The organism is Rhodococcus sp. PAMC28707 (assembly GCF_004795915.1).
Classification (GTDB): Bacteria; Actinomycetota; Actinomycetes; order Mycobacteriales; family Mycobacteriaceae; genus Rhodococcoides.
The window spans coordinates 2,997,466-3,009,470 of the sequence record NZ_CP039253.1 but is presented as its reverse complement, the minus strand read 5'-3'; the positions used below and the strand labels follow the sequence as shown (position 1 = coordinate 3,009,470).

Annotated in this window: 11 protein-coding genes; 5 read left to right on the top strand and 6 right to left on the bottom strand. The window is 64.4% G+C overall.

Annotation, left to right across the window (positions count from 1 at the left end; translation table 11 throughout):
• Positions 1–46 precede the first annotated feature (46 nt).
• Positions 47–1,645, bottom strand: coding sequence for an ABC transporter substrate-binding protein (locus tag E5720_RS13745; RefSeq protein ID WP_136171115.1), 1,599 nt, complete (start codon positions 1,643–1,645; stop codon positions 47–49).
• A 101-nt stretch (positions 1,646–1,746) separates the two neighbouring features.
• Between E5720_RS13745 and E5720_RS13740 the strand changes: the two genes are divergently transcribed.
• From E5720_RS13740 to E5720_RS13725, 4 genes are read left to right on the top strand one after another with little or no spacing between them, the layout of a single operon-like run.
• Complete coding sequence (locus E5720_RS13740; RefSeq protein WP_247595956.1) at positions 1,747–2,367, top strand: TetR/AcrR family transcriptional regulator; 621 nt, start codon at positions 1,747–1,749, stop codon at positions 2,365–2,367.
• A gap of 10 nt (positions 2,368–2,377) precedes the next feature.
• A complete protein-coding gene (locus tag E5720_RS13735; protein WP_136171114.1) occupies positions 2,378–3,322 on the top strand; it encodes a TauD/TfdA family dioxygenase in 945 nt (314 codons plus the stop codon).
• 51 nt (positions 3,323–3,373) lie between these two features.
• Positions 3,374–4,066, top strand: coding sequence for a nitroreductase (locus tag E5720_RS13730; RefSeq protein WP_210729867.1), 693 nt, complete (start codon positions 3,374–3,376; stop codon positions 4,064–4,066).
• Positions 4,063–4,812: an enoyl-CoA hydratase-related protein gene (locus E5720_RS13725; protein WP_136171113.1), complete on the top strand. Its 750-nt coding sequence runs from the start codon at positions 4,063–4,065 to the stop codon at positions 4,810–4,812. Before E5720_RS13730 ends, E5720_RS13725 begins: the two co-directional genes overlap by 4 nt.
• Positions 4,813–4,959: 147 nt before the next feature.
• Here the strand turns inward: E5720_RS13725 and E5720_RS13720 are convergent, their stop codons facing one another.
• The 3 genes from E5720_RS13720 to E5720_RS13710 all read right to left on the bottom strand — a co-directional run bounded on the left by E5720_RS13720 (position 4,960) and on the right by E5720_RS13710 (position 8,323).
• The gene (locus E5720_RS13720; RefSeq protein ID WP_136171112.1) at positions 4,960–5,796 is read right to left on the bottom strand and encodes a hypothetical protein; all 837 of its coding nucleotides are present in this window, start codon (positions 5,794–5,796) and stop codon (positions 4,960–4,962) included.
• Between the two features lie 295 nt (positions 5,797–6,091).
• Positions 6,092–7,561, bottom strand: coding sequence for a carboxylesterase family protein (locus tag E5720_RS13715; protein ID WP_136171111.1), 1,470 nt, complete (start codon positions 7,559–7,561; stop codon positions 6,092–6,094).
• A gap of 117 nt (positions 7,562–7,678) precedes the next feature.
• Positions 7,679–8,323: a class I SAM-dependent methyltransferase gene (locus E5720_RS13710; RefSeq protein ID WP_136171110.1), complete on the bottom strand. Its 645-nt coding sequence runs from the start codon at positions 8,321–8,323 to the stop codon at positions 7,679–7,681.
• A gap of 96 nt (positions 8,324–8,419) precedes the next feature.
• On the opposite strand from E5720_RS13710, the gene E5720_RS13705 reads away from it, so the two are divergent.
• The gene (locus E5720_RS13705) at positions 8,420–9,016 is read left to right on the top strand and encodes an XRE family transcriptional regulator (protein WP_136172690.1); all 597 of its coding nucleotides are present in this window, start codon (positions 8,420–8,422) and stop codon (positions 9,014–9,016) included.
• 18 nt (positions 9,017–9,034) lie between these two features.
• Here E5720_RS13705 and E5720_RS13700 read toward each other — a convergent pair whose 3' ends face one another.
• Both E5720_RS13700 and E5720_RS13695 read right to left on the bottom strand, forming a co-directional pair.
• Positions 9,035–10,249: an ATP-binding protein gene (locus tag E5720_RS13700; RefSeq protein WP_136171109.1), complete on the bottom strand. Its 1,215-nt coding sequence runs from the start codon at positions 10,247–10,249 to the stop codon at positions 9,035–9,037.
• Between the two features lie 86 nt (positions 10,250–10,335).
• Positions 10,336–11,925 (bottom strand): AMP-binding protein, encoded by a 1,590-nt coding sequence (locus tag E5720_RS13695; protein ID WP_136171108.1) that lies wholly within the window; start codon positions 11,923–11,925, stop codon positions 10,336–10,338.
• Between the last annotated feature and the right edge of the window lie 80 nt (positions 11,926–12,005).

Below are 12,005 nucleotides of genomic sequence, written 5' to 3'. Positions count from 1 at the left end.
TTGGTCAGCTACCGTCGCATCGCGTCGATCTCCCCGGAAGACATGATCAGTCGGTGGTCCACGCCTTGTCGAACAGCAAGATGCCGTCCGAGCTCAATTGCACTCCGCGCACGTTGTCCGCGAACGGCATGAACAACCGATAGGGCCCGGTCACCGCCATCGGCGCAGTTTCGTTCACCAGCGTCTGGACGTCCGCCAGGGTCTGGCGCTGGTCGTCATCGTCGCGAGCAGTCTGAAGCCGGCCCAGCAGTTCGTCCATCGCTGGGTTGGCATAGCCGAGCACGTTGGACGCGGACGCGCTGTGGAGGTTGCCGTACATCCGAATGAACGGCACCTCGTCGAGCACGTTGAAGCCGGCGTAGGAGACGTCGTAGTCGTGCTGCGCGTACAGCATCTTGACCAGGTCGTTGATCGAGCTGGCGTAGTTGATCTGGACCTCGAAGCCCACGTCCTGGAGCATCGCCTGAATCGCGAGGGCGCTGCGCTGGGTCTCGGGGTCGTTGGTACCCACGTAGACGATTTTTCCGTCATAGCCATCGGCCTTGGCCTCGGCGAGCAAGCTGCGGGCCGTGTCCGGGTCGTAGCCGGCGCCCGAGATGTCGGAGTGCCACCGCGACTGCGAAGCGAACATGTCGCTGCTCGCCACTCCACTGTCGCTCTGCACGCGCTGGTTGAACAGGTCGGGGTCGTACGCGGCGACCAACGCCCGGCGGACCCGCTCGTCCGCACCCGGGCGACCCTCGCGGTTGTTGATGATCACCGTGCCGCCCATGTTGGCCGTGTACACCGCGCCGGGCAGACCCGCCTCCTCTGCCTTGTGCACGTTCTCGGGGTTGCGCAGATAGCCGATCTGTACGTTGCCGGACTGCACCGACTCCAGCCGGGTGGTCTCGTTGACGATCGCGGGGAAGCGCACGGAGTCCAGGTACGGCTTGCCGCCCCAGTAGTCCGCACGCGCCGTCAGCACCAGCTCCTCCTGCGAGGCGAACCGCTCCAGCGTGAACGGGCCCGCCCCGATGGGAGCGAACTCGCCGCCGGCCATCGACGACGGCGCGACGACCATGCCCGGCCCGCTGGTCAGCAGCGCCGGGAACTCCCGCCACGGACGCTGGAGAGTGAACGTGACCGTCGACTCGTCCGTCGCTTGCATCTTCTCGACCGAAGCCGCCCACACCTGCGTGTGGGTGCCCTTCTTCTGCAGGTAGCGCTCGATACTCCAGGTCACTGCCGCCGCGTCGACAGGCGTGCCGTCGCTGAAGGTGGCACCGTCGCGGAGCTTCACGGTCCAGACGGTGTTGTCCTCGTTCGCGGCGATCGACTCCGCGAGCTGGGGGACGTACTCGGAGGAATCCTGGTCATAGCGCAGCAACAGGTCGTAGAGCGCAGCCATCTCGGTGCCGCCAGTGGAGCCGCCGTCCTGGCGGGCGGCCGGGTCCAGACTGCTCACCGAGGAGTATCCGGCGTAAGCGATGGTCCCGCCCAGCCTCGGATCACCGTCGGACTGCACCCCGACGAGCCCGTTGGCCACGCCGTCCGAACTCGCCGATGAGACGGATTCGCCGCTCGAGCAACCCACGAGGAGTAGTCCCACCGCGGTGAACGCGGCCAACACGCGGCCGGTTCCCGATAGTGCACGCAAGGCCATATCGCACTCTTTCTTTCAGTCGGAGGTACGCCAGACGTCGCTGCCAGCACAAGATCAGATGACGTTTGACAGCTTAAGGTTACGACCTTAACCTACATCTTGTGACCCCAATCACGGCACGAATCGCGATGATCGACTCCGCCGAGCAGATAATCGCCGAACGCGGGCTGCCCGCGCTCACGCTCAAAGATGTCCAAATCGCGGCGGACCAGTCCAACAAGTCGGCGGCCAAGTACCACTTCGGATCCCGTGAAGGACTCATCGAGGCCCTCATCGCGGCGCGCATGGGACCCATCAACGCCCGCAGAACAGAATTGATCGAGGAGATCGAGCGGTCCAGCGATCCGACGCTCGTCCGACAAGCCGTGGAAGCCCTCGTGCATCCCCTCGCCGCCGAGACACTCGGCCGGCCGGGCAGCCGCTACGCGCGCTTTCTCGTGCAGGCGGTGATCGACCCGGTTCTCGCCGAGGTGACCCAGAAACACCTGCAGGCGGAAAGCTACCGTCGCGTCCACCAGATATTGGTCGAACTCTGCCCCGCGCCAGGAAAAATCGCGACCTGGCGCACCAACAACGCCGTCATGTTCAGCATGACAGCCCTCGCCACGCGGGAGGGCACAGAACGGACCGACGCCGAGACCACGGCGATCGTCTCCAACCTCGTCGACACCCTCGCCGCCATGATCGAAGCACCAGTCTCGATCCCCACCCCGTACCTCTAGGAGCCACGCTATGACCTACGCGCTTCCCAGCACCGCTGCCCCCACCCCTACCGACCCGCTGGCATACTTCGGGCCGATCATCGCCCCACGCCTGACGGCAGCCGCGGACGATCGGCCCTACGAGCTGTTCACGCTCAACCCGCACACCCCCACCATCGGCGCCGAGATCTCCGGCATCCGACTCGGCGGAAACCTCTCCGAGCAGGTCCTGGCGGAATTGCGCCGCGCGCTGCTCGAGTGGAAGGTGCTGTTCTTCCGCGACCAGGACATCACGCGGGCCGAGCACCGCGCATTCGCCGCACAGTGGGGAGAACTAGAGCAGCATCCGTTCTACAAGTACACCCAGCCCGGGCAGAGCGACATCGACGTCGCGACGCTGGCCAAGGACGCGACCGCCGTCGGCGCCGAGAACATCTGGCACAACGACGTAACCTGGCATCGGACACCCTCGTTCGCGGCGGTCCTGCGCGCGGTCGAGATCCCCCCAGTCGGCGGGGACACGCTGTGGGCCGACATGGGCGCGGCCTACGATCTGCTGCCCGAAAACATCAAGGCGCGGATCGACCACCTCCAGGCCGAGCACGACTGGCTCCGTTCGTTCGGCTCCGGGATGCCACAGGACGCGATCGACATGCTGCGACCCCAGTTCCCGCCGGTCACGCACCCGGTGGTGCGGGTCATCCCCGAGACCGGCCGCCGCGTGCTGTTCGTCAACGTCGCCTTCACCCAGCGCATCCTCGGCGTCTCGGCGGACGAATCGAACGAGCTGCTGCGCATGCTCTACCGGCATGCCATGCGCCCAGAGCTGCAGGTACGGCTGCGTTGGCAGCCGAATACGATCGCCTTCTGGGACAACCGCGCCAGCCAGCACTACGCTTCGAGCGACTACTTCCCGGCGCGACGCGTCATGGAGCGAATATCGATCGCCGGCGACACGCCCATCGGTGCCGAATAGCCCCCACCGCGCCATCCCCTTGTCCTGCAATAGAATTAGGAGAGTCCGACCTTGATAGATGCGCCGGCCCCCAGCCCCCACTCCGAGCTGAAAGCACTGCTCGACACCCGCAGCAGCTGCCGCGCATTCCGCACCGACCCCGTACCCCGCAGCACGATCGAGCAGATCCTCGAGATGGCGCAGCGGACGCCGTCCTGGTGCAACACCCAGCCCTGGCAGGTGTCGATCACCGAGGGTGAGGGCACCGAACGGTTCCGGAAAGGGCTCGGCGAGTATGTGCGGTCCTCTCCGCAGGCGCCGGACTTCCCCTTCCCCACCGCGTATCAGGGTGACTACGGCGCCCGCCGTAAGGACTGCGCGATGCAGCTGTACGCGAGTGTGGGCATCGCGCCCGGCGACCGCCAGGCCTCGTCGGCGCAGACGATGAAGAATTTCGAGCTGTTCGGCGCACCCCATGTCGCCGTCATCACCTCGGACGAGGCCCTCGGGATCTACGGAGCCGTCGACTGCGGCCTGTACGTCAATACCTTCCTACTCGCTGCACACAGCCTCGGTGTGGCGACGATCCCGCAGGCTGCACTCGCCGGCAGCGCGCCCTACCTGCGCGAGTTCTTCGGCCTGCCCGAGGACCGGAAAGTGGTCTGTTCCATCTCGTTCGGCTACGCCGACGAAGAGCACCCTGCCAACTCCTTCCGCACCCCGCGGGCGGACATCGGCACGGCCGCGACCTGGATGCGGGCATGAGCGTCGTCGAGGAGCGTCGGGGCCGGGTCCTCGTCATCCGCCTCGAGCGGGAGGCCAAACGCAACGCCATCGACCGGGCCACCGCGGAGGGCATCGACGCGGCGCTGAACCGGCTCGAGGACGATCCGGAGTTGTGGGCCGGCGTCATCACCGGGACCGCTCAGGTGTTCAGCGCGGGCACCGACCTCAGCGCGGGCGTGAGCCTGCGGACCGAGCGGGGCGGGGAGTACGGGGTCATCAGGCGCGAGCGCCGCACGCCGCTGATCGCCGCGGTCGAGGGGCTCGCGCTCGGCGGCGGATTCGAGATCGCACTCGCCTGCGACGCGATCATCGCCTCCCGCACCGCGCGTTTCGGTCTTCCCGAGACCCGACGCGGACTCGTCGCCACCTCGGGCGCGCTCTTCCGCGCCGCCCGGGCGCTGCCGCCGAACATCGCGCGGGAACTGCTCATCTCCGGCCGCCACCTCGAACCAGAACGCGCATACCAGTTGGGCCTGGTCAACGAGGTGGCCGAGCCGGGCTGCGCGCTCGAGCGGGCGCTCACGCTCGCCGAGGACATCTGCCTGTCCTCCCCCATGGCGGTGGGCGAAACCCTGCGTGCGCTGCGCGCGATCACGGCAGCCGAGGACACCCTCGGCTGGCAGGCCACCAAACAGGCCATCGAGGTCTTCCGCGCCTCCGAGGACATGAGTGAGGGCATCAGCGCCTTCTTCGAAAAGCGCCCACCCCAGTGGCGCGGCCGCTGACCGTCCAGCACCGCCGCGATGGAACGTCCAGGGAGCATCGCCAGCAAACGGGCGGGCCGGGTCCCGTCGTGGACCGGCGTCAGATCCAAGATCGCTGCGACGAAACTGGGTTCGCCGAGTCTCCCAACTTGTGCTCGCTCACGCCGATTATGCGGATCCAGCCGAGAGGCTGGAGAGCCGAAAACGAGTAGACAATAGGCGCGGCCGCAGCATCTCGACGGCGTCCGCTCGCGTCACTGCTGTTCGCTTATCAGGATTTTGACGCATAAAGTTCACCAGCGACAGCAACATGTTCGGTTCGGACACCATGTCGTACGCGAGCACGACCAGTTCTCCTTTCTGATCTTGTCCGACACACGTGTCGTCAAGGACGGCGTCGTGATGGCTCAGACGAATCATCGGGTTCGCGACCGACTTACCGACGTGAACGACATAGTCATCGGCAACGACGTCGTCGATGTCTTCCCAAGCGAGAAAACTGTCTACAACCTGCAATCGACCGAACCGCCATTTCGCTACCGTCCGGTGAAGTCCGCTTTCGAAGATCGACATGGTCACAACATTGAGTAAGAGCACAAGCAGCAGCATTGCGGCCAACAGAACGACGCCGGCTGCACCGGCGATCATTGCACCAGTACGACCGTCGCGACCAACAGGTAGAAGTGTCGAGCCCTGGCCAACGGCCCATGCGAAAACTGCCGCGAACCCGTGGGTCATCGCCCCAGCCAGAACAGTCAACATGGCCGCGTAGGCCAGTCTTTGCTGTCCGATCTCGACGCCTGTCCCGTAGAGGGGGTGGTCACAGCTTCTCACGCGTCGAGAAAGTGACACGTACCGAATACCCGCTGTGCCCGACATGTGCGCGGCCATGATCACGAACACGATGGCCAGACCGACGAATCCGGCAGTGGCCAGCCAACTTCCGTTGGAAACTCCCTTGAACAACGCTACGAAAACCAGTACGGCGAAGGCCGCAATGAACACTGCACTCGAGAAACCCGTCCACTGAATCCTCTACGGCGACCGTGGAATCCACTGCAGCACTGGAAGATCTGTGCGAGGTTGCGAATAGCCCCTTTCAGAACCCATGTCAATCCCACAGATTCTGCATGACCTTGGAACCGCCCCAGGCAACGAGACCGCCCGGGGCCGCGGCGAACATTCGCAAATTTCAGTGTCGACCTTCAACGATTCCCCCAATCGTGATCCACGAAAGGCACCCCAGCTCGGGTGAAGATGCTCGCACCGAAGGCCACGCACTACCGCCACATGCTGCCGATCAGCGCACCCCCGACCATAGTTCGCGCGTTCTCGCCCTGGGATCGTCGACGACGCCGGACTGCTCACCGAACATCATGACCGAACGCTCGCTACCGTAAGGAGTCCACCCGGGAGTGCCGTCGCGCACGAAATCTACCCAGGCCTTGTGCATTTTTTCGGCCAGCTGCTGCGGTGGGCCGGTTCCGGTGATTCGTTCGCTTCGCTCCAGTGCGTCGAACACGAAACCGATCTCCAAGGCATGGCAAGCGCCGAGGTAGCCGTCGTACAGCGTTGACCGCCAGGTGAATTCGTAGACGAATGCCTGCCCGCCTCTGGCCTCGACGACTCGTAACGCCGGCAATCGGAAGAACCAGTCGGTCATCACCGCGATGAGAAGCTCACCTGGTGACGCGTTGGGCGACAGCGCGGCATACTCGGCGAGCGCGGCATCGACGTCGGCGCCATACGTGCCGAGTACGAGGCGCAGGCGGGCTTCGTCGACGTACTGGGTTACCCCGGCTGGAACGAGGAAGAACGCGAACTCCTCACTGGTGGTTCCGATGAGCAGGTCGACGTCGGCACCGGCGCCTTCCGCGATTCGCGTGTACGGCAACTCTGGAACGATATCCCCGTCGATGTAGGGCTCGAACGGCATTGCGTTGAAAGCGAGTTCACCCCACGCTCCGGTAGGCGCCTCGGCAGTGATGCGGTCACCGAGGTCTCGTTGCGCATCCACGAGCGTGTCGACGGGGACCGAACCGAACCCCTCGACATCGGCGCTCACCCCTACCGTGTGGGCCAGCGCAGTGGAAACTTTGGCTGCCGTTGATTCGGAGATGACGTGATGACCGGCTCCGGACTGCAGGATCGCCCGGCAAAACAACCCTTCCGCGCGCGGCATCGACAACAGTGTCCCGATGCTCATTGCTCCGGCGGACTCCCCCGCGACGGTCACTTTCCCCGGATCGCCCCCGAACGCTTTGATGTTGTCGCGTACCCATTCCAGAGCTGCGACCTGATCGAGCAGCCCTCGGTTCGCCGGCGCACCCTCGATCCGTGCGAAACCGTCGGCCCCGAGTCGATAGTTGATGACGACCGCGACGATCCCGTCGCGCGCGAAGGCGCTGCCGTCGTAGACCGGTACTGCATTGCTGCCGTTGACGAATGCGCCACCGTGGATCCACACGAAGACCGGCAAACCGGTCTCGGCAATATCCGGCGTCCAGATATTGAGGTTGAGGCACTCTTCGCCCGGCACCACCGGCTCACTGAGAATAGTGCTGGTCGGCGGCCGATATCCGATCTTCGGTGCCGTCGCGCCGTAGGCAACTGCATCACGAACGCCCGCCCACCTCGGCGGAGGCGTCGGTGCCGCAAAGCGGTTCGGCCCGAAGGGTGCTTCCGCGTAGGGAATTCCGAGGAACGACGTGACAGCGCCGACGCGTTGTCCACGTAACCGGCCCTGAGCGATCTCGACAGTGACATCCATCCCTCATTGTTACCCGAACAAGTGGGCATGGTGTTCCGGTTGCGCGGTTTTCAGGCGGGATTCCGACTGGTGGTTCGTCTCGGTGGAACACCATGCCCACGCCGGTCGCCCACAAGCTCACTGGCGGCGGACGGCCTTGACGACCACGTCGTGAATCGGGGTACGGCGGCCGTCGGGTCCCGTCGATTCTCGGTGTGATTCGGCGGCGGTGACGACCTCCCAGACGGCAGGGTCGAGTCGCGAGGTGATGCCGGCGGCCGTCGCAGAGGCCGACGCGGGTGGATTTTCGTCACCATGACCATGCCCGGTGTCCGCGCCGTGGTTTTCATGATGTAGGTGGCCGACGATGAACAAGGTGCCTGCGGGGGCGACCCAGGATGCGATGCGGTCGTAGAATTCGAGCTGCGGCATCGCGGGATGCGCATAGTGGGTGGTCACCAGGTCGTACTTCGCGTCGGGTTCCCAGGTGGCCAGGTCGGCCTCGATCCACTGCACCTGGTCGGCGACGCCCATGGCGGTGGCTCGCTGGGCCGCGTGAGCGAGAGCATCGGTGGCGATGTCGGCTGCTGTGACCTGCCAGCCGTGTGCGGCGAGCCAGATCGCTTCGGCTCCGGCGCCGCAGCCCGCTTCGAGTACGGTGCCGGGGGTCGAGTCTGCGAATTCTCGGGCCAGGTGCGGGTTCGGTTCACTGGCAGCCATCCCCGCAGCGCGGTCGCCCTGCCAGATCTGGTCCCAGTAGTTCTTGTCGAACGAGTGCGTCATCGTATGTTCTCCTTCTCGATATAGGTGGCTTCTTCGACTGTGACCGGAGCAGCACGGCATTGCAAACCGTGTTGCCGAATGGCAAAGTCGAACCGCATGGACAAAGCCACGGATCGCACCATCGACGCCGTGGGACCGCGGCTCAAGCAATTACGACAGCGCCGCGACATCACGTTGATCGCTCTCGCCGAAGAGACGGGCATTTCGAGCAGCACGTTGTCACGACTCGAAGCAGGACTTCGGCGCCCCACCCTCGAACAGCTGCTGCCGCTGGCCCGTGCTTACGGCGTCACTCTGGACGAGCTTGTCGACGCCCCGCCCACCGGTGATCCCCGAATCAACATGCGCCCACTGCCCACCGATGACGGCACCACCATCGTGCCTTTGTCGCGTCGGCCTGGAGGTATTCAGGCCTACAAGTTCGTCCTCCCCGCGGGGCGTGAGAACGCAACTCCTGTTCTACGCACGCACGAAGGTTTCGACTGGGCCTTCGTTCTCGACGGCAGATTACGTCTCGTCCTCGGCGAGCTCGATCTCATTCTCGAACCTGGCGAGGCTGCGGAGTTCGATACCCGGACCCCACACTGGTTCGGCGCGACCAGCTCGGGCCCGGTGGAGTTTCTCAGTCTCGTCGGCAAGCAGGGTGAACGCGCACACGTCCGTGCAGCCCCGACGAGGGCGAGTTCGAAATAGGATGGCTGGTCGAAACGACTACGGATCGAACCGACGCCGACGCGTGGCCCGCGCGGGAACGGTGAGAGAAGGCATGACCCTGATGATGAACCGGTCGAAATGGGGAGCAGCGAATGCCACACCGCCGCTGTCGAATTCGTGCAACAACCCTCGGTCCGACAACGATCTGCGGGTCTGCGAACACTGCGTAACAGTGCGGTCTAGCATTCGGGCGATATCGCTCTCGTGCTGCGGATCGGGACCGGCCTCGGCCATCGCCCGGAGATACGAACGATCCAGATCGGTTGTCGAACCGAACTTTCTGGCGAAGAACGTGGCGTCGAGCGACTTGTAATACTGCGCCGACGAAGCAGTAACATCCTGCGCGCTGATCGTGCTTCCGACCTTCGTGGACCAGACAGCGCTGCCGAGTTCCTGCAGGAAGTAGGGGTATCGGCCGGTGAGTTCGACTGCAGCATCCAGCGCGGCCTTCTCGAACTCCACTCCGAGTGCGGCCGCCGGTTCGCTCAGGACACGCCGGGCATCTACGTCCGTCAAGGCACCCAGGACAGGGAACTCGAAGATCCGCTTTGCGTAGCGCTCGATCTCGGGGGTCAGGCCCGCGCGCGGTAAACCTGCCGCCACCAACGTAATCGGCAATTCACGCAGGAACGGTCGGTGAAATGCCGAGACCAGTGCAGCGTACTGAGTCTGCGACAACAGCTGGATTTCGTCGACTGCTATCACCACGCCCCGCGCGTTCTCGAGTGCGGCGTCGCCCATTGCCAAGATGACCTGAGTCAGGTCGGCGGCCAGATCACCACTATCCGCTACTCCATCAGCGGCTGCGACCTCCCAGTTGGCCATCATCGAGCCGTCGGCACCGAGCCCGAATGACTGCAGCACTGCGGCTGCGCGAGTGGCAGCCTCGCCCCACCGTGAGCGGGGTGACAGTCCGAGTAAGGCTCCCCGCAATTCGAAGGTGAGTTGACGGCGAAACGCGTCGTCCTCGCGTTTGCTCACCTCGATATCGATGATCGCCCAGTTCCGCGCACGTGCCTTCTCCACGCAATCGCGCAACAGTGCTGTCTTGCCGACCCCGCGTAGCCCGACCACGAGCATCGAACGCATGGATCGTTGCCGCTCCAACCCGGCAAGCAGCGCATCGAACAAGCCTTGTTGTTGGTCTCGCCCGATCAACGCCTGCGGTCTTTCCCCCGCGCCCGGGGTGTACGGATTGTTTGCCCCCACCATGACGACGCCCCCTAGAAGTCCCCCACCAACACAGAGCGCACCCCGCTCCTCGCGGAACGGGGTGCGCTTGTTCTTACCTGTTGTTGCTACTTGCCCGATTCCGCGGCGCGAAGGTCTTTGCGCAAAATCTTGCCTGCCGCGGATTTCGGCACGATATCGATGAATTCGACCTTGCGCACCTTCTTGTGCGGCGAGACGCGCTCGGCGACGAAGGCCATCACGCCGTCCGCGTCGATCTTTGCATCGGCCTGCAGCACGATGAAAGCCTTCGGGACCTCTTCGCCTGCTTCGTCGATGACTCCGATGACGGCCGCGTCGGCGATATCCGGGTGCGTCAGCAGTAGCGCTTCCAGCTCTGCGGGCGGCACCTGGTAGCCCTTGTACTTGATCAGTTCCTTCAGGCGATCGACGATGTACACGACACCCTCGGCGTCGACGACGGCGATGTCGCCGGTGTGCAGATAGCCGTCGGCGTCGAGTGTTTCAGCTGTCGCCTCGGGGTTGTTGAGGTAACCGACCATGACATTCGGGCCCTTGACCCACAGCTCGCCGGGCTCCGAAAGCCCCTCGGTCGGAAGAGCGATCTCTTCGAGTGTCCCCGGGTCGACGATCTTGTTGACGGTGTTCGCCAGCGGCAGCCCGACCGAGCTCAGCGGCATGTCGTCGCGGTCGAATGGAATGGCATGGCTGACGGGGCTGAGTTCACTCATCCCGTAGCCCTGACGAACCCGCGTGTTCAGACGCTTCGCGACAGCCTTGCCGAGCTCTTCGTCGAGCGGGGCAGCACCGGAGAAGATGGTGTGCACGCTGGAGAGGTCGTACTGGTCCACCATCGGGTGCTTGGCCAACGCCACGGCAACGGGAGGTGCGATGAAGAGGTAGGTGAGCTTGTGGTCCTGGATGATGCGCAAGAATTCGACGAGGTCGAATTTCGGCATCGTGACAAGGCGCGCACGCAGCTTCAACGCGATGTTGAGCAGTACGGTCAGCCCATAGATATGGAAGAACGGCAAGAGCGCGAGGATCGCGTCGTCGGTGTCGATGCCGACGCGAGGCTCCATCTGCGCAACGTTCGCCACGAGGTTGCGGTGCGTCAGAATCACGCCCTTCGGGACGCCTGTCGTGCCCGAGGAGTACGGCAGCACGGCGATATGTGTCGACGGATCGAACGACACCTCCGGGGCCGGCGCGCCCTCTGTCAGTAGGTCCCGCAGACTGGGGTGGCCCTCTGCGCCGTCGAGAACGATGATGTGATCGTCCGCCATACCGACCTTATCGGCCGCGGCCTTCGCCTGCGGGTACAGCGGTGAGACGGTGAACAGGAACTTTGCGCCAGAGCCGGTGAGCTGCTTGGCGATGTCCTCGGCTGTGTAGAGCGCGTTGATCGTCGTTGCGGTACCGCCGGCGCGCAGAATGCCGTGCAGTACCGAGGCGAAGGCGGGGATGTTCGGCGAGTGGAGCGCTACGACGTCGCCGAGTTCGAGACCACGGGCTGCGAGGGCTCCTGCTATGCCGTCGATCTGCCCGATGAGTGCCCTGTAGGTGGTGACTGCTCCGGAGCTGCCGTCGACGAGCGCAGGCTTGTCGAGATCAGCCTCCGAGATGGACCCGAACAGATAGTCGTAGACACTGAGGTTCGGGATCTCGACATCGGGAAAGGGGCTGTTGAAGCTCATGGCTCTCCTTCGAACATGCTTACGGCAGATGGTCGAAATCCTACAGTGAACCCCGTCACAACGGACGATAGGCCTGTTCG

Excerpts from the sequence above, each read along its gene's own strand:
- E5720_RS13745 (WP_136171115.1), bottom strand. The coding sequence starts at position 1,645 with ATGGCCTTGCGTGCACTATCGGGAACCGGCCGCGTGTTGGCCGCGTTC.
- E5720_RS13705 (WP_136172690.1), top strand. The coding sequence starts at position 8,420 with ATGGACAAAGCCACGGATCGCACCATCGACGCCGTGGGACCGCGGCTC.
- E5720_RS13715 (WP_136171111.1), bottom strand. The coding sequence starts at position 7,561 with ATGGATGTCACTGTCGAGATCGCTCAGGGCCGGTTACGTGGACAACGC.
- E5720_RS13725 (WP_136171113.1), top strand. The coding sequence starts at position 4,063 with ATGAGCGTCGTCGAGGAGCGTCGGGGCCGGGTCCTCGTCATCCGCCTC.
- E5720_RS13735 (WP_136171114.1), top strand. The coding sequence starts at position 2,378 with ATGACCTACGCGCTTCCCAGCACCGCTGCCCCCACCCCTACCGACCCG.
- E5720_RS13695 (WP_136171108.1), bottom strand. The coding sequence starts at position 11,925 with ATGAGCTTCAACAGCCCCTTTCCCGATGTCGAGATCCCGAACCTCAGT.
- E5720_RS13700 (WP_136171109.1), bottom strand. The coding sequence starts at position 10,249 with ATGGTGGGGGCAAACAATCCGTACACCCCGGGCGCGGGGGAAAGACCG.
- E5720_RS13710 (WP_136171110.1), bottom strand. The coding sequence starts at position 8,323 with ATGACGCACTCGTTCGACAAGAACTACTGGGACCAGATCTGGCAGGGC.